This window comes from Kosakonia sp. S42 (assembly GCF_016624785.1).
GTDB lineage: Bacteria > Pseudomonadota > Gammaproteobacteria > Enterobacterales > Enterobacteriaceae > Kosakonia > Kosakonia cowanii.
The window spans coordinates 98,284-117,635 of record NZ_JACVTW010000002.1; the positions used below are offsets into that span (position 1 = coordinate 98,284).

Annotated in this window: 21 protein-coding genes; 10 read left to right on the forward strand and 11 right to left on the reverse strand. The window is 57.5% G+C overall.

Going from position 1 to position 19,352, the window contains the following annotated elements; all coding sequences use genetic code 11:
- Positions 1-53: 53 nt before the first annotated feature.
- Complete coding sequence (locus tag IAE50_RS03930) at positions 54-2,312, forward strand: FAD-dependent oxidoreductase (RefSeq protein WP_200579618.1); 2,259 nt, start codon at positions 54-56, stop codon at positions 2,310-2,312.
- Here IAE50_RS03930 and IAE50_RS03935 read toward each other — a convergent pair.
- The gene (locus IAE50_RS03935; RefSeq protein WP_200579619.1) at positions 2,309-3,289 is read right to left on the reverse strand and encodes a type IV pilus twitching motility protein PilT; all 981 of its coding nucleotides are present in this window, start codon (positions 3,287-3,289) and stop codon (positions 2,309-2,311) included. The genes IAE50_RS03930 and IAE50_RS03935 overlap by 4 nt on opposite strands.
- A 17-nt stretch (positions 3,290-3,306) precedes the next feature.
- Between IAE50_RS03935 and IAE50_RS03940 the strand changes: the two genes are divergently transcribed.
- Genes IAE50_RS03940 through hemW form a run of 5 tightly spaced genes read left to right on the forward strand, consistent with a single transcriptional unit; the run spans position 3,307 to position 6,614 of the window.
- Entirely contained in the window at positions 3,307-4,011 is a 705-nt protein-coding gene (locus IAE50_RS03940; protein ID WP_200579620.1) for a YggS family pyridoxal phosphate-dependent enzyme, read from the forward strand.
- An 18-nt stretch (positions 4,012-4,029) separates the two neighbouring features.
- Positions 4,030-4,596 (forward strand): YggT family protein, encoded by a 567-nt coding sequence (locus IAE50_RS03945; RefSeq protein ID WP_094422044.1) that lies wholly within the window; start codon positions 4,030-4,032, stop codon positions 4,594-4,596.
- Positions 4,593-4,883, forward strand: coding sequence for a DUF167 family protein YggU (gene yggU / locus IAE50_RS03950; protein WP_042713571.1), 291 nt, complete (start codon positions 4,593-4,595; stop codon positions 4,881-4,883). The genes IAE50_RS03945 and yggU overlap by 4 nt, the downstream gene beginning before the upstream one ends.
- An 8-nt stretch (positions 4,884-4,891) precedes the next feature.
- On the forward strand, positions 4,892-5,485 hold the full coding sequence (locus tag IAE50_RS03955; RefSeq protein WP_200134936.1) for an XTP/dITP diphosphatase: 594 nt from the start codon (positions 4,892-4,894) through the stop codon (positions 5,483-5,485).
- On the forward strand, positions 5,478-6,614 hold the full coding sequence (hemW, locus tag IAE50_RS03960; protein ID WP_200134935.1) for a radical SAM family heme chaperone HemW: 1,137 nt from the start codon (positions 5,478-5,480) through the stop codon (positions 6,612-6,614). Before IAE50_RS03955 ends, hemW begins: the two co-directional genes overlap by 8 nt.
- A gap of 81 nt (positions 6,615-6,695) precedes the next feature.
- Here hemW and wzz(fepE) read toward each other — a convergent pair whose 3' ends face one another.
- The 4 genes from wzz(fepE) to trmB all read right to left on the reverse strand — a co-directional run bounded on the left by wzz(fepE) (position 6,696) and on the right by trmB (position 9,939).
- Positions 6,696-7,802, reverse strand: a complete 1,107-nt coding sequence (gene wzz(fepE), locus IAE50_RS03965) for an LPS O-antigen length regulator Wzz(fepE) (RefSeq protein WP_139965875.1) — start codon at positions 7,800-7,802, stop codon at positions 6,696-6,698.
- A gap of 318 nt (positions 7,803-8,120) precedes the next feature.
- Positions 8,121-8,837 carry a DUF2884 domain-containing protein gene (locus IAE50_RS03970; RefSeq protein WP_023480977.1) on the reverse strand — a complete coding sequence of 239 codons (717 nt, stop codon included), beginning with the start codon at positions 8,835-8,837 and terminating at the stop codon, positions 8,121-8,123.
- Between the two features lie 56 nt (positions 8,838-8,893).
- A complete protein-coding gene (locus IAE50_RS03975; protein WP_023480838.1) occupies positions 8,894-9,220 on the reverse strand; it encodes a YggL family protein in 327 nt (108 codons plus the stop codon).
- On the reverse strand, positions 9,220-9,939 hold the full coding sequence (gene trmB, locus IAE50_RS03980; RefSeq protein ID WP_200579621.1) for a tRNA (guanosine(46)-N7)-methyltransferase TrmB: 720 nt from the start codon (positions 9,937-9,939) through the stop codon (positions 9,220-9,222). Before trmB ends, IAE50_RS03975 begins: the two co-directional genes overlap by 1 nt.
- 142 nt (positions 9,940-10,081) lie before the next feature.
- Here trmB and mutY point away from each other — a divergent pair, with 142 nt between their 5' ends.
- The 4 genes from mutY (at position 10,082) to IAE50_RS04000 (ending at position 14,120) form a co-directional block, all read left to right on the forward strand.
- Positions 10,082-11,134, forward strand: coding sequence for an A/G-specific adenine glycosylase (gene mutY / locus IAE50_RS03985; protein ID WP_200579622.1), 1,053 nt, complete (start codon positions 10,082-10,084; stop codon positions 11,132-11,134).
- Between the two features lie 24 nt (positions 11,135-11,158).
- Positions 11,159-11,434, forward strand: coding sequence for an oxidative damage protection protein (locus tag IAE50_RS03990; protein ID WP_020455176.1), 276 nt, complete (start codon positions 11,159-11,161; stop codon positions 11,432-11,434).
- Positions 11,435-11,538: 104 nt separating this feature from the next.
- Complete coding sequence (gene mltC / locus IAE50_RS03995) at positions 11,539-12,621, forward strand: membrane-bound lytic murein transglycosylase MltC (protein WP_042713600.1); 1,083 nt, start codon at positions 11,539-11,541, stop codon at positions 12,619-12,621.
- A gap of 245 nt (positions 12,622-12,866) precedes the next feature.
- Positions 12,867-14,120: a nucleoside permease gene (locus IAE50_RS04000; RefSeq protein WP_076769192.1), complete on the forward strand. Its 1,254-nt coding sequence runs from the start codon at positions 12,867-12,869 to the stop codon at positions 14,118-14,120.
- Positions 14,121-14,254: 134 nt separating this feature from the next.
- Here the strand turns inward: IAE50_RS04000 and citG are convergent, their stop codons facing one another.
- From citG to citC, 6 genes are read right to left on the reverse strand one after another with little or no spacing between them, the layout of a single operon-like run.
- A complete protein-coding gene (citG, locus tag IAE50_RS04005; protein ID WP_200579623.1) occupies positions 14,255-15,085 on the reverse strand; it encodes a triphosphoribosyl-dephospho-CoA synthase CitG in 831 nt (276 codons plus the stop codon).
- The gene (gene citX / locus IAE50_RS04010; RefSeq protein ID WP_200579624.1) at positions 15,063-15,602 is read right to left on the reverse strand and encodes a citrate lyase holo-[acyl-carrier protein] synthase; all 540 of its coding nucleotides are present in this window, start codon (positions 15,600-15,602) and stop codon (positions 15,063-15,065) included. Before citX ends, citG begins: the two co-directional genes overlap by 23 nt.
- Positions 15,599-17,128 carry a citrate lyase subunit alpha gene (gene citF, locus IAE50_RS04015; protein WP_200579625.1) on the reverse strand — a complete coding sequence of 510 codons (1,530 nt, stop codon included), beginning with the start codon at positions 17,126-17,128 and terminating at the stop codon, positions 15,599-15,601. Before citF ends, citX begins: the two co-directional genes overlap by 4 nt.
- 10 nt (positions 17,129-17,138) lie before the next feature.
- Positions 17,139-18,014, reverse strand: coding sequence for a citrate (pro-3S)-lyase subunit beta (gene citE / locus IAE50_RS04020; RefSeq protein WP_023481022.1), 876 nt, complete (start codon positions 18,012-18,014; stop codon positions 17,139-17,141).
- Positions 18,011-18,304 carry a citrate lyase acyl carrier protein gene (citD, locus tag IAE50_RS04025; RefSeq protein ID WP_042716827.1) on the reverse strand — a complete coding sequence of 98 codons (294 nt, stop codon included), beginning with the start codon at positions 18,302-18,304 and terminating at the stop codon, positions 18,011-18,013. Before citD ends, citE begins: the two co-directional genes overlap by 4 nt.
- 18 nt (positions 18,305-18,322) lie before the next feature.
- The gene (citC, locus tag IAE50_RS04030; protein WP_042716828.1) at positions 18,323-19,342 is read right to left on the reverse strand and encodes a [citrate (pro-3S)-lyase] ligase; all 1,020 of its coding nucleotides are present in this window, start codon (positions 19,340-19,342) and stop codon (positions 18,323-18,325) included.
- Positions 19,343-19,352: the final 10 nt, after the last annotated feature.

Below are 19,352 nucleotides of genomic sequence, written 5' to 3' on the forward strand. Positions count from 1 at the left end.
TTCAGTTGGCTGGAAAAAACGATTCTACCGTCAGTCAAAAAGGAAACAAGATAATGAAAATCTTTCCTCACACCGATGCCAGAGCTTTTCCGACCCGGCAGCTGCACGCCGATCTGGTCGTCGCGGGCGGCGGGCTGGCAGGGCTTTGCGCCGCGCTGGCGGCAGCGCGCGACGGTTTAGAGGTCGTGCTAATCCAGGACAGGCCGGTGCTCGGCGGCAACGCCTCCAGCGAAGTACGCCTGTGGGCGAACGGCGCGACATCGCATATGGGCAACAACAACCGCTGGGCGCGAGAAAGCGGCATTATGGGCGAGATCATGGAGGAGAACCTCTGGCGCAACAAAGAGGGCAACCCGGTGATGTTTGACCTGGTGCTGCTCGACCTTGCCAGAAGCCAGCCGGGGCTGACACTGCTGCTTAATACCGCCGTCTTTGAGGTGGAAAAAGAGGCGCAGACCATCACTCAGGTAAAAGCCTTTAACCCAATCAACGAGACGTTTTATACCGTCAGTGGCGCACAGTTTTGTGATGCCACCGGCGACGGCGTGCTCGGCTATCTGGCGGGTGCCGAATATCGTGAGGGCGCAGAAGAAGCGGAGGAACTCGGGGAAAAAATGGCACCCGGCGACAACTTTGGCCATAAACTCGGCCACTCCATCTACTTCTACACCAAGCAGACTGACGGGCCGGTTAACTTTGTTCCCCCCTCCTTCGCGCTGAAAGATATTACCGCCATCCCCCGCTATAAACGCCTCACCTCTACCCTTAACGGCTGCGATCTCTGGTGGCTTGAGTGGGGCGGGCGTCTTGATACCGTGCATGAGAGCGAAGAGATCAAATGGGAGCTGTGGAAGATCGTCTGGGGCGTGTGGGATCACATCAAAAACTCTGGCAACTTCCCGGAAGCGGAAAAGATGACCATTGAGTGGGTCGGCGCGATCCCCGGCAAGCGCGAAAGCCGCCGCTTCGTTGGCGACCATCTGCTGAGCCAGCAGGATATTATCGAGCAGCGCGACCACTACGATGCCGTGGGCTACGGCGGCTGGTCGATCGATCTGCACCCGGCGGACGGCGTCTACAGCACCCATGACGGCTGCCGTCAGTTTCACAGCAAAGGCACCTACACCATCCCGTTTCGCAGCCTCTACAGCCGCTCGCTGGATAACCTGCTACTGACCGGGCGGATTATCTCCGCGTCCCACGTCGCCTTCGGCAGCGCCCGCGTAATGTGTACCTGCGGCCTGCTCGGCGAGGTGGTGGGGCGCGCCGCCGCGCTTTGCCATGCGCGCGGTCTCACGCCGCAGGCCCTGGCCCAGCGCGAGCATATCGGCGCGCTGCAACAGCAGTTGCAGCTTAACGGCTGTTATATTCCGCGCCAGTGGCTCAACGACCCGGCGGCAGGTGCCAGCGTCACGGCCAGCAGCGAGTACTGCCTGACGGCGCTTGCGCCCAACGGCAACTGGCATCCGCTGGCAGAGAGGATGGCCCTGCTACTGCCTGTTCCGGCGGGCCATATCGTGCCCTCCATCACCCTGCGGCTGCGGGCAAAGCGGCCAACGGAGCTGACGGTCTCCCTGCTCGGCAGCGTGCGGGCCGGCAACTTCACCCCGGATTGCCACTTTGAAGAGCAGACGCTGAGCGTGGCTGACGAAAGCGAGCAGACCGTCACCTTCCACTGGCAGAGCGAACGCAACCAGTACGTCTTTCTCGCCTTCGGCGCCCATGAAGAGGTTGAGATCGCGCTGACCGATGCGCGCCTGCCGGGCATCATGACGGTGTTTAACAGCCTTAATGCGCGCGTTGCCAAACATACCCGCCAGATCGCCGATGGCGATTACGGCGTCGATGAATTCGACTTCTGGCTGCCTCGCCGCCACCCTTCGCAGATCCTGCCCGCCCTGCGCTGCGATCCGCCGATTGCCGCCTGGAGCATGCAGAATGTGCTCAATGGCCGCCTGCGCCCTGAACAGCAGATCAACGCCTGGTCCCCGGCGCTGGATGACGCCGCGCCGGAGATTGTCTGGCGCTGGGAGAGCCCGCAGACGATTAGCCAGTTGACGCTGGTGCAGGATAACGACTTCGATAACGCCATGGAGTCCGTACAGATGGGACACCCTCTCGCCGTCACGCCGCACTGCATTACGCACTATCGCCTGTGGGCCGACGAGTGGCTGCTGGCAGAGGTGCATGATAATCACCACTCCGTCTGTCAGCACCGTTTCACCCGCCCCATTACGGCGAGCAGCATCAGGCTGGAGGTCGTCGCTACCGCAGGCGCGCTGCCCGCCGTTTACGCGCTGCATCTTCACTAAAGACGCCCTTCGCACACCCGCTGCTGGTGGCTCTGCGCGAAGGTCTGCATCCCCTGCTGCTGCCCGGTTTGCATCACGCCGGGCAGTTGGTGCGTTTTGCCTTCGCGGATCAGGTTCGCCACCGCCGGGGTATTAATCAGCAACTCAAACAGCGCCACGCGCCCGCCCTGTTTATCCGCCTCCAGCCTCTGTGCCAGCACCGCCTGTAAACTCCCCGCCAGCTGGCTGCGCACTGGCTCCTTTTCCTGCGCCGGGAAGCTGTCCACCAGCCGCTCGACGGCCTGCGCCGCGCCGCGCGTGTGCAGGGTCGCCAGCACCAGATGCCCGGTTTCGGCGGCGGTCAGCGCCAGGCGGATTGTCTCACTGTCGCGCAGTTCGCCTAGCAGGATCACATCCGGATCCTGGCGCAGCGCTGCGCGCAGCCCGTCGGCAAACGAGGCGCAGTGTTGCCCAATCTCGCGCTGCTGAATCAGGCTGTTGCCGCTCTGGTGCACGAACTCAATGGGATCTTCCAGTGTAATAATATGCGCCCCGGCCTGCTGATCGAGGTGCTGCACCATCGCCGCAAGGGTTGTCGATTTACCGCTACCGGTCGCGCCGGTGATGAGGATCAGGCCGTTCTCCCGCGCCAGCAGTTCGGCCAGCGCCGCCGGAGCAGAGATCTCGCTAAGCTGCGGGCAGCGCTGTGGCAACAGGCGCAGCGCTAATGAGATGCCGCCGTGGCGGGCAAACGCGCCTGCGCGCAGCCGCCTGCCGCTCGCGGTGGTCAGGGCGAAATCCACCTGCCTCGACTCGCGCCACTGCTGCTGTTGCAGGGAGGTAAGCTGCCCGCTAAGCAGTGCGCTGATGTCGGGCTGCTCAAAAGGCGCAGCGGTAAGCTTCCCGTGCTGTCGCCAGCGCGGTGGAGAACCACTGCACAGGTGTAGATCCGAGACATTATGCTTTACACTAAGCGCCACTATTTCTTCTATATCCATTACGCCATCCTGGAATCATGAACGATATCGCGCATAACCTGGCACAGGTCCGGGACAAAATCTCCGCCGCGGCGGCACGCTGCGGCCGGGCTTCAGAAGAAGTTACGTTACTTGCAGTGAGTAAAACTAAGCCTGCGAGCGCCGTCGCAGAAGCGATCGACGCCGGACAGCGTGCGTTTGGTGAAAACTATGTGCAGGAGGGGGTGGAGAAGATCCAGCACTTCCAGCAGGCGGGTGTCAGCGGGCTGGAGTGGCACTTTATCGGCCCGTTGCAGTCCAACAAAAGCCGTCTGGTAGCGGAGCACTTCGACTGGTGCCACACTGTCGACCGTCTGCGCATCGCCAGCCGCCTTAGCGAGCAGCGCCCGGCAACGCACGCGCCGCTTAATGTTCTTATCCAAATCAACATCAGCGATGAGCAGAGCAAGTCCGGTATCGCCCTGAGTGAACTGGATGAGCTTGCCGCGCAACTCGCTGAACTGCCGGGCATCTGCCTGCGCGGGTTGATGGCGATCCCGGCACCGGAAGCAGAGTATGAACGGCAGTTTGCCGTGGCACGGCAAATGGCTGTAGCATTTGAGGCGCTTAAAACGCGCTATTCAACGGTCGATACCCTGTCGTTGGGCATGACGGATGATATGTCCGCAGCCATCGCGGCGGGCAGTACGATGGTGCGCATTGGTACCGCTATTTTTGGTGCGCGCGATTACACAAAAAAGTAAGAGAAACTGAGGAACGCCATGAAGACGTTGACTTTCCTGCTCTCAACAGTAATTGAACTCTACACCATGGTTCTGCTGTTGCGCGTCTGGATGCAGTGGGCACGCTGTGATTTTTATAACCCTTTTTCGCAATTTGTCGTTAAAGCCACCCAGCCGATTGTCGGGCCGCTGCGCCGCATTATCCCGGCGATGGGGCCGCTGGACAGCGCCTCGCTGCTGGTCGCTTTTGTGCTGAGTTTTATCAAGGCGATCGTGCTGTTTATGGTGGTCACCTTGCAGCCGATTATATGGATATCCGCCCTGCTTATTCTGGTCAAAACCATTGGCCTGATGATTTTCTGGGTGCTGCTGGTAATGGCAATCATGAGCTGGGTCAGCCAGGGTCGCAGCCCGGTTGAGTACGCACTGGTTCAGCTGACCGAGCCGCTGCTGCGCCCGATCCGCAACCTGCTGCCGGCAATGGGCGGCATCGACTTCTCGCCGATGATCCTCGTGCTGCTGCTCTATGTGCTCAATATGGGGATTGCCGAACTGCTGCAATCCACCGGTAATATGCTGCTGCCGGGGCTGTGGATGGCACTATGAGTGCCGTTGTTTCCTCTCAGGACGGGCTGGTTTTACGGCTTTATATTCAGCCGAAAGCCAGCCGCGACGCGATTATCGGTTTGCATGGCGACGAAGTGAAAGTCGCCATCACCGCCCCGCCGGTGGATGGCCAGGCCAATGCGCACCTGGTGAAATTTCTCGCTAAACAGTTCCGCGTCGCGAAAAGCCAGGTGCTGATCGAAAAGGGCGAACTGGGCCGCCATAAACAGATTAAAATCGTTCATCCGCAACAGATCCCGACAGAAGTCGCGGCGCTGATAAATTAGGATCCGCTATGCAAAAAGTTGTCCTCGCCACCGGTAACGCCGGTAAAGTGCGCGAGCTTGCCTCGCTGCTCAATGATTTCGGCCTCGATGTGGTCGCACAAACCGAGCTGGGCGTCGAATCCGTTGAAGAGACCGGGCTGACCTTTATTGAAAATGCCATTCTGAAAGCCCGCCATGCGGCAAAAGTGACTGGCTTACCCGCCATTGCCGATGATTCGGGGCTGGCAGTCGATGCGCTGGGCGGCGCGCCGGGGATCTACTCCGCACGCTACGCAGGCCTTGAAGCCAGCGATCAGCAGAACCTGGAAAAACTGCTTGATGCGCTGCAAAACGTGCCGGACGGCGAGCGCCAGGCGCAGTTCCACTGTGTGCTGGTCTATATGCGCCATGCCGACGATCCGACGCCGCTGGTGTGCCACGGAAGCTGGCCTGGCGTGATTGCCCGCGCGCCTGCGGGCAGCGGCGGCTTTGGTTATGATCCTATCTTTTTCGTCCCCTCCGAAGGCAAAACCGCCGCGGAGCTGACACGCGACGAGAAGCGCGCCCTCTCCCATCGCGGTCAGGCGTTAACCCTGTTACTGGAAGCAATGCGTAATGGCTGATTTGCCGCCTCTGAGTCTCTATATCCACATTCCCTGGTGCGTGCAGAAGTGCCCCTACTGCGACTTCAACTCCCACGCGCTGAAGGGCGAAGTGCCGCACGACGACTATGTCCAGCATCTGCTTGCGGATCTGGATGGTGATGCCGCCTACGCCCAGGGACGGGAAATAAAGACCATCTTTATCGGCGGCGGTACGCCGAGCCTGCTCTCCGGCCCGGCAATGCAGACTCTGCTTGATGGCGTTCGCGCGCGTCTGCCGCTGGCCAGTGATGCGGAAATTACCATGGAGGCGAACCCCGGCACCGTTGAGGCTGACCGCTTCGCCGACTACCAGCGCGCTGGCGTTAACCGTATCTCGATAGGCGTGCAGAGTTTCAGTGAAACCAAGTTGCAGCGTCTCGGGCGTATTCACGGCCCGGAAGAAGCTAAACGTGCGGCACGCCTTGCGAGCGGCCTGGGGCTGCGCAGTTTCAACCTCGATTTAATGCACGGCTTGCCGGATCAATCCGTTGAGGAAGCGCTCGACGATCTGCGCCAGGCCATCGCTTTAAATCCGCCGCATCTGTCGTGGTATCAGCTCACCATCGAACCCAATACGCTCTTTAGCTCGCGCCCGCCGGTGCTGCCGGATGACGACGCGCTGTGGGATATCTTTGAGCAGGGGCATCAGATCCTGACGGCTGCCGGTTATCAGCAGTATGAAACCTCGGCCTATGCCAAACCGGGCTATCAGTGCCAGCACAACCTGAACTACTGGCGCTTTGGCGACTACCTCGGAATCGGCTGCGGCGCGCACGGCAAAGTGACCTTCGCGGACGGGCGCATTTTGCGTACGGCGAAAACGCGCCATCCACGCGGCTATATGCAGGGAAATTACCTTGATAAGCAGCATGATGTTGAAGAGCAGGATAAGCCGTTCGAGTTCTTTATGAACCGGTTCCGCCTGCTGGAACCGGCGCCGCGGGCAGAGTTTTCCGCGTATACCGGTCTGGATGAAGCGACCATCCGCCCGCAAATTGAGCAGGCGCTGGCGCTCAATTATCTGACCGAGACCGCAACGCACTGGCAGATAACCGAGCACGGTAAGCTGTTTCTCAATTCATTGCTTGAGTTGTTTCTTAGCGAATAACGTGAAGTGAGAGATAAAAATAAGGGGAAATATTATTTCCCCCTTAATTATTTTAGCGGCGTGATTATTTAAAGAATGGTATTACAGCAATTTCCGTTGGTGCATTCCGTGGCGTAATAAGACGATGCCAGAGGAGATAATGCCACCAAGAACGATCGCCAGCACGATAATAATCGCTTTACCCGGACCATCTTTTTTCATCGGGAACGACGGCGAAAGTTGATATTTAAAAGGAGAGAACTCCACATCTTTAATATTCACTTTCTCAAGTTGCGCCAGATGATACTCACGGTTACGGAAGTCTGCATTCAGCTCGGTAAAATCTTTCATCGACTGCTCAATACGCAGTTTTTCAGAGATACCATCGGCGCCGAGCGCGATAGAGAAGTCCGGGTCATCCTGTACCGCCTGACCATTGCTGTAGACCGGGCGTTTGATGCCCGCGGCATTCGCTACTTCAAGGGAGTAGTTCAGGCGCTTTAATTTAGCCTCGTGCGCGTTCGCAATGCGGGTACGATCCATCTCCAGCACATTTTTTTCGACGTTTTTCTTCAGCTCAATATCGTTACGCACGGTTTCAAGCGTTTCGCTCACCACTTTGGCGGTAATGAAATTGATATAGTCTGTCAGTACCTGCTGAGCCTCAACAGCCTTTGGCGCGGTGAAACTGAGCGACCATGAGGTGTACGGCGTGTCGGTCGTACCTGTCGACTTATCGTTGTTGGTAAGTTTGAGGTTGCCAGCCACCAGCGCCAGCGCGCGCCGCAAATCATACTGATCGAGATTACTCTGTTCCAGTTGGCCCAGCACCAGCGGAGAAGTCGCAAGGAACTCCTCTTTCAACGATTGTGAAGAAAATTTCTTGAGGAAGAGTTTGTAAACATCATCCGGCGAAACAGAACTTTTCACATCAAGGACTTGCAGGGTCATCAACGCTCTCTGCAATTCCGCCCACTGGATCTTTTCAGCCGGTGTTATCTCAGCCTGACTGGTCCATTTTTGCGGCAGTAATGCGCTAATAAAGAAGCCACAGACGGCGAAAAAAAGGACGGTGGCAATAATAAGCTTTTTGCCTCGCCATAAAAGGCTGAACAGATAAAGCAGATCAACCTCGTTATTTTTGAGATTAAGATCAGAACCTTCATAAAATGAAGCGTCGCTTCGCGGCTGTAAGTTTATTGATGACATAGAGTGCTTATGCAGGAGTGGTGTCCGTAATTGAGGCGGCGATATTAGCATCAACAAGAACATTCTGAAAGTATGTAAATAGCGGTTCGCCAGTCAAAGTCGTTTATTTTTTTAAGTAAAACCCCAATATTTGGTAGGTAAAAATAGAGATATAAAGATTGATTTTACTGAAAGGCATTTATCAGAAATAAGAGAGATATACCAGGTAAGCATAATTAAGGAAAAAGAGTATTAAATAAGCAACGCAAACCAGAAGGTTATTTATGAAGAGATATTGAAACAGCGGCGTTCGCAGAAAGGAAAAGCCGCTGTGGAAAGTTACTTCAGGGAAGAGGTTAACGCTTTGCGGCTCTCTTCGAGAGAAACCACGCGCTGGCAGACATCTTTGCCAAACTGCTGGAAGTCAGCTTCCTGATTTTTCCATTCGTTCTGGATAGAGGTTTGTAAGCCGCCGAGATTGCCGAGCACATTCTGCAACGGGTTGCCGCCGCTTTTCATCACCGCTTTCGCGCCCATTTCGTTAATGCTGTCCTGCAGAATGCCGCCCATCGCCTGGTTGACTAACTGCTGACCATCGGCGCGAACCTGTTCAATCGCCTTGTAGTGGAACGTCAGGCCGTCGCTGCGATGCTCGATGATACGATTCATCTGCTCTTTGAGCTGCGCGTCGAGTTTGGTGAGGCGGTTACGCATGCTGCTGCTCTCCCCCACCTCTTTGACGATGATCTTATCCAGCGCAATGCGGTTTTTCTCCACGCGGGTCAGCGCGCCGTTGTCGATCCACGGCAGGGCGCTGCGTAACTCAGCCTGGTAATCTTTTGCCTGCTCGCGCTGTGCGGCGCTGAGGGAGGGCTGTTTGCCGTTAAACATCACATTGCCCTCTGGCGTGATCACCAGATTGCCGTTTTCGCCCTTCACCTGCACGGTTTGCGGGCTGATAATCACATCGTCGCGCGGCGTGACGCTGCACTGATAATCTGCCTGCGCCGCGAAAGCTGTAAGGGTGAGCGTTGCCGCCAGCAGCGTTTTACGCATTCTATTAACTCCTGTAGAGACAAAATGGGCCAGCAGATGCTGGCCCTTATGTTTGTTTAGTCCCACCAGACGTCGAAAAGTTCGCTGGTGCGTACCGCTTCGAGCTTCTGCTCCTCCAGCCACTTACGCACAAGGGCCTGATGCTCTTCGGTGCATTTGCCAATCTCTTGCAGGCAGATTAACCCTTCCCACGCCAGATAGCCGCTGCCATCAAACGCCAGTTTATTTGGCGCAATCACCTGCTTGATGAAGTTATCAACGGTACTGTCGATCTGCTCTTCCGTTGTGCCTTCCGGGAAACGCCACGCGACGGAGAAACCCACTTCCTGGAATTCGTCGATATGCATTTTTTTACGCAAGCGACGGCTGCGGTTCTTTGCCATTATTTCACCCTCTCGAACATTAAGTCCCATACACCGTGACCAAGACGATGGCCACGCTGTTCAAATTTCGTTACCGGGCGCGATTCCGGGCGCGGCACATAGTCGTTGCTGGCCGACAGGTTCTTATACCCGTCGATGGAGTTCATCACCTCCAGCATATGTTCTGCATAGGCTTCCCAGTCGGTCGCCATATGGAATACGCCACCCAGCTTGAGCTTGCTCTTCACCAGCTCGGCAAAGGGTACCTGCACAATACGGCGCTTATTATGACGCGCTTTATGCCACGGGTCCGGGAAAAAGAGTTGCACCATGTTTAAGGAGTTATCCGGAATCATCGTGTGCAGCACTTCTACCGCGTCATGGCACATTACGCGCAGGTTCTCGACGCCCTCTTCGTGCGCAGAAGAGAGGCAGGCACCGACGCCCGGCGAGTGTACTTCAATGCCGAGGAAATCCTGCTCCGGGCGGGTTTTCGCCATTTCGACCAGCGAAGCGCCCATGCCAAAACCGATCTCCAGCGTCACCGGTGCGGTGCGACCAAACAGGGCGGTAAAATCGAGCGGCTGTTCGGTAAACTCAACGCCCATCACCGGCCAGTAATTGTCCAGCGCATGCTGCTGACCCTTCGTCAGACGCCCCTGGCGACGGACAAAGCTACGAATGCGGCGCAGCGGGCGGCCATTTTCATCAAATTCCGGTGAAATGACGTCGTTATTCATAAAGTTTTCTGCTCGTGAGAGTGTTCAGGAAACGGGCATTATCCAAAGTTCATGGCATGATGCAAGCACCGGAAAGTTCCGGTTTACAGTGCAACGCCGCTGTGCTGCAATCTTCGCCCCTGATAAAGCGATTCTGGTGACCATGCAAGCGTCTCAATTCTCAGCCCAGGTTCTGGACTGGTACGACAAATTTGGGCGGAAAACCCTGCCCTGGCAAATTGAAAAGACGCCCTACAAAGTATGGCTGTCAGAAGTGATGTTGCAACAAACCCAGGTCACAACGGTGATCCCCTATTTCGAGCGCTTTATGGCGCGCTTCCCGACGGTGACTGATTTAGCCAACGCGCCGCTGGATGAAGTGCTGCATCTGTGGACCGGGCTCGGTTACTACGCCCGCGCACGCAATCTGCATAAAGCCGCGCAGCAGATCGCCACGCTGCACAATGGCCGTTTTCCTGAAACCTTTGAAGAGGTCGCCGCGCTGCCAGGCGTTGGCCGCTCGACGGCGGGTGCCATTCTCTCTTTATCTCTCGGCAAACACTTTCCGATTCTCGATGGCAACGTTAAGCGCGTGCTGGCCCGCTGTTATGCGGTGGCCGGCTGGCCGGGGAAAAAAGAGGTGGAGAAACGGCTGTGGGAGATAAGCGAGCAGGTAACACCGGCGAAAGGCGTCGAGCGCTTTAACCAGGCGATGATGGATCTTGGCGCCATGGTCTGCACCCGCTCAAAACCGAAGTGCGAACTCTGCCCGCTGCAAAGCGGCTGCATCGCTTACGCCACGCACAGCTGGAGCAGCTACCCGGGTAAAAAGCCGAAGCAGATCCTGCCCGAGCGCACCGGTTATCTGCTGCTGATGGAGCATGAAGGCACGGTTTATCTTGAACAGCGCCCGCCGAGCGGCCTGTGGGGCGGGCTCTTCTGCTTCCCGCAGTTTAGCGATGAAGCGGCGCTGCGCGACTGGCTGGCGCAAAAAGGGATTAACGCAGATACTCTCAGCCAACTTGTCGCGTTCCGCCACACTTTTAGCCATTTCCACCTCGATATTGTGCCGATGTGGCTTCCTGTGTCTTCCGTTGCCGCGTGCATGGATGAAGGTGCAGGTCTTTGGTATAACTTAGCGCAACCGCCATCCGTCGGTCTGGCGGCTCCGGTGGAACGCCTGATACAGCAATTACGCGCCGAAGCGGCATCTTAGCGGCGCGCAAAAAGAGGAATGATTATGAGCAGAACCATTTTTTGTACCTTCCTGCAACGCGAAGCGGAAGGGCAAGACTTCCAGCTCTATCCGGGCGACCTGGGTAAACGCATTTATAACGAGATCTCGAAAGAGGCCTGGAAGCAGTGGCAGCAGAAGCAGACGATGCTGATCAATGAGAAGAAACTCAACATGATGAACGTCGAGCACCGCAAATTGCTGGAAGAGGAGATGGTCAATTTCCTGTTTGAAGGCAAAGACGTGCACATTGAAGGCTACACGCCACAAGAAAAAAAATAGGCGTCGTGGTTTAAACCCGCCGGCAGTGCCATAAATCCAGGGAAGGCATTGCCGGTTCGCGAGCGTCTCAGGCGCTGTAATCAAACACAACTGCATCCGGAATGATGAAAAAATTTTTAGCGCTAGCGATGATCGCGCCGTTGCTGATCTCTTGTTCCAGCTCTAATAAATCCGGCGAAGACTACAACGAAGCCTGGATCAAAGACACCAACGGTTTTGACATTTTGATGGGCCAGTTCGCCCACAATATTGAGAATTTATGGGGCTTTAACGAAGTACTGATCGCAGGCCCAAAGGATTACGTTAAGTATACCGATCAGTACCAGACGCGAAGCCACATCAACTTTGATGAAGGGACGATTACTGTCGAAACCATCTCGGCGACCGATCCGGCGGCGCACCTGCGCGCGGCGATCGTTAAAACGCTGCTGATGGGCGACGATCCCGGCTCTATCGATCTCTACTCCGATACCGACGACATTACGATCTCCAAACAGCCTTTCCTCTATGGTCAGGTGCTGGACAACAACGGCGAAGCGATTCGCTGGCAGTGGCGCGCGGAAAAATATGCCGACTATCTGCTGCAAACGCGGCTGAAAACCCGCACCAGCGGCATCCGTGTGATCTCCAGCATCACCATTAATCTGGTACCGAACCACCTTGATAAACGTGCGCATAAATATATGGGCATGGTGCGCAAAGCGTCGCATAAGTATGGCGTTGAGGAGTCGCTGATTCTGGCGATTATGCAGACGGAATCCTCCTTCAACCCCTATGCGGTGAGCCGCTCCGATGCGCTAGGTCTAATGCAGGTGGTGCAGCACAGCGCCGGGAAAGATGTCTTCCGTGCGCAGGGTAAATCCGGTACGCCGGACCGCAGTTATCTCTTCGATCCGCAGAGCAATATTGATACCGGCACCGCTTACCTGGCGATGCTGAACAATGTCTATCTTGGCGGTATCAGCAACCCGACCTCACGGCGCTATGCGGTGATCACTGCCTATAACGGCGGTGCGGGCAGCGTGCTGCGCGTCTTCTCGGCGGATAAAGTGCAGGCGGCGAATATCATCAATACCATGTCGCCGGGCGATGTGTATGAAACGCTTACCACGCGCCACCCTTCTGCTGAGTCACGCCGCTATCTCTACAAAGTGAACGCCGCGCAGAAAACCTACCGTCGTAATTAACGCCCCTTGTGGTTTATGCCCTTTTACCTTTGCAGGTAAAAGGGCATAAGCCCGCCTTCTGGCCCTCGCAATCGGTTGCGTAAAAGCGTGATCAAGATCACTTAATAAGAATGCAATCAGACGAAGATTGCATTTTTCTGTCGTACGTAACAAACAACGCCGCCGCAAAGTGATAAAGTGCCGCCACAAATCGCAGTATATCTGCCCATTACAACGACAACCGTCTCCTTTGCGAGGAAATAAGCATGAATCTTAAGCTGCAGCTGAAAGTGATCATCTTTCTGCAGTTCTGCCTGTGGGGCAGTTGGCTGACGACACTTGGCTCTTATATGATCGTGACCCTGAAATTTCAGGGCGCGGAAGTCGGCGCGGTCTACAGCTCCCTTGGTATCGCCTCGCTGTTTATGCCAACCCTTTTAGGCATCGTCGCCGATAAGTGGCTTAGCGCGAAATGGGTCTATGCCCTCTGTCATCTGGTCGGGGCCATCACGCTGTTTATCGCCGCAGGCGTCACTACGCCGGGCGCGATGTTCGCCATTATTCTGCTCAACTCGCTGGCCTATATGCCGACGCTGAGCCTGGTGAACTCCATCTCCTATTTCCGACTTAAATCTGCCGGGCACGATATCGTCACTGATTTCCCGCCGATTCGTATCTGGGGCACCATCGGCTTTATCCTCGCCATGTGGGCGGTGAGCTTCTCCGGCTTTGAGTTAAGCCATATGCAGCTCTACATTGGCGCCGCGCTGTCGCTGCTGCTGAGCGTGATTGCGCTGACGCTGCCGCACATTCCGGTGGCTAACAGCAAGCAGAAGCAGACCTGGGTGGAGATGCTCGGCCTGAACGCCTTTGCGCTGTATAAAAACAAACGTATGGCGATCTTCTTTATCTTCTCTATGCTGCTGGGCGCGGAGTTGCAGATCACCAATATGTTCGGCAACACCTTCCTGCACAGCTTCGACTCGAATCCGCTGTTCGCTAACAGCTTTATCGTTACCCACGCGTCGGTAATGATGTCGATTTCGCAGATTTCGGAAACCGTCTTTATCCTCGCCATTCCGTTCTTCCTGAGCCGTTACGGCATTAAGAACGTGATGATGATCAGTATCCTCGCCTGGGTGCTGCGCTTTGGTCTGTTCGCTTATGGCGACCCAACGCCGTTCGGCACCGTGCTGCTGGTGCTGTCGATGATCGTGTACGGTTGCGCCTTCGACTTCTTCAACATCTCCGGCTCGGTGTTTGTTGAGAAAGAGGTTAGCCCGGAAATCCGCGCCAGTGCGCAGGGCATGCTGCTGATGATGACCAACGGCTTCGGCTGTATCCTCGGCGGTATGGTGAGCGGCAAAGTAGTGGAGATGTACACCACCGCCGGTCTTACCGACTGGAAAACCGTGTGGCTGATCTTCGCCGGTTACTCGCTGGTGCTGGCCGTCGCCTTCGTGATGCTGTTTAAGTACAAGCATGTGCGCGAGCCATCTGGCGTGACGCAGAAAGCGTAAACAGAAAACCCGGCCTGAGCGCCGGGTTTTTTATGCGTATCATTTTGTAGGCCGGATAAGCGCAGCGCCATCCGGCATTTCCACCCATTGCCGGATGGCGGCGTTGCCTTATCCGGCCTACGTAACAGCTTCAGTTACGGGATCATCGCCAGCACATACGCCACTGCCAGCAGATCGGCGCTGCCGCCGGGGCTTAAATGTCGCGCAATCAACGCCTGGTCCATCTGGCGTAAATCATCCCTCTCCCATCCGGTGGCTAATAGCTGCTGCGCATAATCCTGCACATAACGCAGCCCCGCCAGGCCACCGCGTGACACCAGATTGCTGTCGCGGTTAACAGCCATCAGCCTGAGCAGCGCGTTGTGCAAACGGCGCTCCCCCTGCTCCTGCTGCCAGAAGGGCAATACCGCACGACGCACGGTAATAAACCCCTGCTCCGCCTCGCCGCGCGCGCCGGTCAGGCCATAGTCGCGAAACTGCTTTTCACCGGCCGTGATTGCCTGCGCCCGCCCGGCAAGCTCGCGCGCCACCAGCCCGCGGCAGATCGCGCTCACCTCGTGACAAAGCGCATCCGCGCTCAGTTGCCAACCCAGCCCCCGCAGCCGCCCGGCGGCAAACGACAGCAACCCGAGTGAGAAGATGCCGCCTTTATGGGTATTCACCCCATGGGTGGCGGCAAACATCGCCTGCTCGCAGGCAATCCCCATCGGTCGAATCAGCCGTAACTGCGCCGCCGCCGGTTGATGGGCATGATCAAAACCCGCCTGCTCGAAGCGGGCAAACCACGGCGTAATGGCGTCGATACTGGCGAGAAACAGCGCGTAATCCATATCGCGGTGCGCGCCGCTGTTTGCCCTGTCCACCAGCCCCGGCTTCGGGGTGAGATCCAGCTCCTGCCGCAGCGCCCGCGCCGCCAGCGCAGGCACAAACGCCACGGCAGGTTTAGTCGCGGGTAAACCAGCCATTGATCAGCCCCTCAACGCGGCTCACCACCTCATCCAGCGGATGACGGCGGGAGCGGGCGCAGCTGTGCGCCGGTTCATCGCACACCAGACAGCGACGGGTGCTGCGATCCAGCGAATGGCGGCCCACCTGACCGTTCTGCGGGCAGAAGATATCAAAATCCCACAGCCTGCCGAGCGGATGGGTCTGCTCCAGCTCAATGCACTGCGCTTTGATTTCCGCCGCCGGATGAGCCACGCACCACATCGCTTCCGCGCCGGTCGGCAGCCACAGCACCTGGCGGTCAAGCGTCTGCCAGCCGTGCTGCCACAGCATCTGATCGCAGGCCTGTAACGCCACGCCCATAGTGTTGCGATAGCGCATCGTATCTTTCACCGCGCCCGGGGTGACCAGCGTCAGGGAGATAATCGGTTGTTGATAGTGGCGAAGCCAGTCAGCCTGGCGCGCGGCGCGGTTCTCTTTCGCCGCCAGCAGCGCCTCAAGGCTGACACCGGTACGCTCGGGAGTCATCGTAGTCATAACGCCTCCTCTTTTACCTGGCGCACAACGTCAATCACGCTGCCGTCGCGATAGCGAATCACCCCGACAATGCGGTCGGTAAAGGCGATCGGTTTTGGCTCGCCGGTAAGGGAAATTGCCCGCTGATAGAGCGCCTCGATATCGACAACTTTCAGCCCTGCCGCCACTAAACGTTCGCGGACTTCCGGGCGCGCCGGGTTGACCGCAATACCGTGGTCGGTAACCAGCACATCAATACTCTCCCCCGGCGTCAGGCGGGTGGTCACGCGCTTCACCACTGTCGGAATGCGGCTGCGCAGCAGTGGGGCAACCACAATGGTCAGATTTGCCGCCGCTGCCACATCGCAGTGGCCGCCGGATGCGCCACGCATTACGCCGTCCGAACCGGTAATCACGTTGACGTTAAAGTCGATATCGATCTCCAGCGCGCTGAGGATCACCACATCCAGCTGGTCGCAGCTTGCCGCTTTACCGCCGGGGTTGGCGTAAACGTTGGTCGAGATCTCCACATGGTTGGGATTACGGCGCAGCGAAGCCGCCGCTTCGCCATCAAAGCACTGGGTATCGAGCAGCTTCTCAATCAGCCCCTTCTCATGCAGTTCGACCAGGCTGCCGGTAATGCCGCCGAGGGCGAAACGGGCTTTGACGCCGTGGCGCGCCATCTTCTCTGCCATAAAGCGGGTCGCCGCCGTCGATGCCGCACCGGAGCCGGTCTGCATCGAGAAGCCGTCGCGGAAGTAGCCGGAGTGCTCAATCACATCCGCCGCATAGCGGGCGATCATCAACTCTCTCGGGTTGCTGGTAACACGCGCGGCGCCGACGCTGATTTTCGCCGGATCGCCCACGCTCTCCACCTGGACAATCAGATCCACCCGATCCTGGCTCAGACTGGCGGGCATATTGGGAAAAGGCACCACTTCTTCGGTCAGCAGCACCACTTTATCGGCAAATTCGGCGTCAACCATCGCGTAGCCGAGCGAGCCACAGCAGGATTTCCCCTGCGTACCGTTCGCGTTACCGAAGGCATCGCTGCACGGCACGCCGAGAAAGGCGACATCGATCTTCAGCTCACCATCCTGCAACAGTTTTACCCGCCCGCCGTGGGAGTGGATCTGCACCGGCTCTGCCATCAGCCCGTGGGAGATGGCATCCGCCAGCTTGCCGCGCATGCCGGAGGTGTAAATTTTGCCGATCACGCCGCTCTGAATATGCTCAATCAGCTCATCGTTACAGGTCATCAGCGAACTGGAGGCGAGCGTCAGGTTTTTGAAGCCGAGGCGCGCAAGGGTTGCCACCACGGTGTTGATCACCCGGTCGCCTTCGCGAAAGGCGTGGTGGAAAGAGATGGTCATACCATCGCGCAGGCCGCTGCGCGTAATTGCCTCTTCGAGTGAGGCGCAGAGTTTACGGTTTAGCCTGGCGTCATCATCCGCCAGCCACGGTGTGGCGCTGTGGGCGGTATCAAAGGGTTTTAATTCACGCAGATGGGGAAAGTTGACGTGAAGCAGCTCAGTTTGGTGGTTCATGGTTTTCTCCTTAACGACGCACGCCGGACGCCGCCGCGCGTTCCAGCACCATCTGCGCATGGTTAATAATGGGGGCGTCGATCATTTTGCCGTTCAGGGAGACGACGCCAAGGCCGTTACGCTCCCCCTCCTCTGCCGCTTCAATCACAACTTTGGCGTGATCGACCTCCTGCTGCGTCGGCGCATAGGCGTTATGCAGCAGGTCAATCTGGCGCGGGTTAATCAGCGATTTGCCGTTAAAGCCCATCTTGCGCACCAGCTCCACTTCGCGCAGGAACCCGGCTTCATCATTGACGTCTGACCACACCACGTCGAAAGCGTCGATACCGGCAGCGCGGGCAGCGTGCAGCACCGCACAGCGGGCATAGAAGAGCTCGGTGCCGTCGCCGCGCTCGGTCTGCATATCCATCACGTAATCGAAGGCCGCCAGCGCAATGCCGATCAGCCGCTGCGAGCTGCGGGCAATTGCCACAGCGTTAATCACGCCAATCGCCGACTCAATCGCCGCCATCACGCGGGTTGATCCCACTTCCCGCCCGCAGGCAAGCTCAATGCGCTCCAGGTGGCGCTCAAGTTCGTAGATATCCTCCGGGCTGTCGGTTTTCGGCAGACGAACCACATCAACACCGGCGCGCACCACCGCTTCGAGATCCGGCAGGCCAAACGGGGTATTCAGCGGGTTGATGCGTACCACGGTTTCAATATCCTGATACATCGGATGTTGCAGAGCATGAAAGACCAGCAGGCGCGCGGTATCTTTCTCGCGCAGCGCCACCGCATCTTCGAGGTCAAACATGATTGAATCGGGGCGGTAGATAAAGGCGGTGGAGAGCATGGCGGCGTTAGCGCCCGGCAGAAACAGCATGCTTCGACGAAGTTTTTTCACAGCAGTGTCCCCCACGCGATCTCCTTCTCTTCTGCGGCGCGCAACACGGCGCTTTGCAGACGGGCGCGGATCACGCAATCCAGCGCGCCTTTATCTTCAATAATGATTAAGCCCTGGCGGATCTCCATCGCGCGCAGTGTCTCATTCACCACGCGGCGGATCTGATCGCCAAACTGCTTGATCACTTCACTGCGCACCACCACCTCCAGTTCACCGTCGGTAGGGGCAATTTTCACCATCAGGTCGCTGGATTCGAGGGTTCCCGCCAGCGCCTCCCGTACAATTTTCATAGTTATCAGTCCTGATTTTTAAGCGACTTCCACGCTGTAATGGGCTTCAAGATGCGCGAAAGTGGTATCTGGTACGATTTCCCGAATGCGGGAAAACTGGTGTGTTTTTAATAAACGGCGCACTTCGGACGCCGAAATTGCCGTGCCTGCGGCTTTAATACGCGGGATCTCCACCACCTCAACCGCGCCCGCCAGCATCTGGTGCATGGTGTTGTTGTACTGGCGGGTCACCGCGCAAAAGGGTTCGCTGCCGATAAAGCGGTGGGTAATGCCGAGCGCCGGGGCGATGTGGTTGCGAAAGATCAGCAGGTCGATTTCGCTCCACGCCTGCTGCACTTTGCCGGTCTCTTTCAGGAAGTAGGCCGGAAAGGTGGCGCGGGAGATGATGTACTGCGAGCCCTCATGCACCGTGACATTCGCCAGGTGCGCTACGCCCGCTTTCACCATCTTCAGCCGCGCGGCGAAGGGGAAAAACGAGGCATCTTCACGCACCACAAACAGATGCAGGGCATCGCAGGCTTTTGCCGCCTGCTCTACCAGATGGCGGTGGCCAAGGGTAAAGGGGTTGGCGTTCATGACGATGGCGCCAATGCGCTTACCCGCCAGCCGCTTTGCCCGCAGCGAGCGGCAGTAGCGCTCAATGCCCGACGGCGTGTTCTCCATCAGCACCGCGTTATTGCCGCTCTGCACGATGGGCCAGAAACCGCTGTGCTGAAAGCGCTCCCGGTTGCAGGGGCGCGTGCAGAGAAAGAGGTGGAAGTGGCCGCGCGCCAGCGCCAGGTTCTCCACTTCCGCCAGCAGCCGGGCGCTGAGGTTTTCGCCGCGAAGCTGCGCATCAACCGCCACGCATTTGATGACGTTCGCGGCAAGGCCTGCACACCCCACCAGTTGCTCTCCCGACCAGGCTTCAACGAAGGTCGTGATGTCGCTGTCCATGCCTAATCCGCTGTCGGCTAATAGCGAGCGGATGCGCTCAAGCCTTGGCGTGTTACCGTTGACTTCCGCAATGCGGAAGTCGATGGAGGGTCGTGTGTGCATCTGTTGGCCT

Bases quoted from the DNA above. Each gene is read 5' to 3' on its own strand.
- yggU (WP_042713571.1), top strand. From the start codon at position 4,593: ATGAGTGCCGTTGTTTCCTCTCAGGACGGGCTGGTTTTACGGCTTTAT.
- IAE50_RS03970 (WP_023480977.1), bottom strand. From the start codon at position 8,837: ATGCGTAAAACGCTGCTGGCGGCAACGCTCACCCTTACAGCTTTCGCG.
- trmB (WP_200579621.1), bottom strand. From the start codon at position 9,939: ATGAATAACGACGTCATTTCACCGGAATTTGATGAAAATGGCCGCCCG.
- IAE50_RS03975 (WP_023480838.1), bottom strand. From the start codon at position 9,220: ATGGCAAAGAACCGCAGCCGTCGCTTGCGTAAAAAAATGCATATCGAC.
- IAE50_RS03930 (WP_200579618.1), top strand. From the start codon at position 54: ATGAAAATCTTTCCTCACACCGATGCCAGAGCTTTTCCGACCCGGCAG.
- hemW (WP_200134935.1), top strand. From the start codon at position 5,478: ATGGCTGATTTGCCGCCTCTGAGTCTCTATATCCACATTCCCTGGTGC.
- IAE50_RS04000 (WP_076769192.1), top strand. From the start codon at position 12,867: ATGAATCTTAAGCTGCAGCTGAAAGTGATCATCTTTCTGCAGTTCTGC.
- citG (WP_200579623.1), bottom strand. From the start codon at position 15,085: ATGGCTGGTTTACCCGCGACTAAACCTGCCGTGGCGTTTGTGCCTGCG.
- IAE50_RS03990 (WP_020455176.1), top strand. From the start codon at position 11,159: ATGAGCAGAACCATTTTTTGTACCTTCCTGCAACGCGAAGCGGAAGGG.
- citF (WP_200579625.1), bottom strand. From the start codon at position 17,128: ATGAACCACCAAACTGAGCTGCTTCACGTCAACTTTCCCCATCTGCGT.
- citC (WP_042716828.1), bottom strand. From the start codon at position 19,342: ATGCACACACGACCCTCCATCGACTTCCGCATTGCGGAAGTCAACGGT.
- mltC (WP_042713600.1), top strand. From the start codon at position 11,539: ATGAAAAAATTTTTAGCGCTAGCGATGATCGCGCCGTTGCTGATCTCT.
- IAE50_RS03945 (WP_094422044.1), top strand. From the start codon at position 4,030: ATGAAGACGTTGACTTTCCTGCTCTCAACAGTAATTGAACTCTACACC.
- mutY (WP_200579622.1), top strand. From the start codon at position 10,082: ATGCAAGCGTCTCAATTCTCAGCCCAGGTTCTGGACTGGTACGACAAA.
- IAE50_RS03940 (WP_200579620.1), top strand. From the start codon at position 3,307: ATGAACGATATCGCGCATAACCTGGCACAGGTCCGGGACAAAATCTCC.
- citX (WP_200579624.1), bottom strand. From the start codon at position 15,602: ATGACTACGATGACTCCCGAGCGTACCGGTGTCAGCCTTGAGGCGCTG.
- IAE50_RS03955 (WP_200134936.1), top strand. From the start codon at position 4,892: ATGCAAAAAGTTGTCCTCGCCACCGGTAACGCCGGTAAAGTGCGCGAG.
- IAE50_RS03935 (WP_200579619.1), bottom strand. From the start codon at position 3,289: ATGGATATAGAAGAAATAGTGGCGCTTAGTGTAAAGCATAATGTCTCG.
- citD (WP_042716827.1), bottom strand. From the start codon at position 18,304: ATGAAAATTGTACGGGAGGCGCTGGCGGGAACCCTCGAATCCAGCGAC.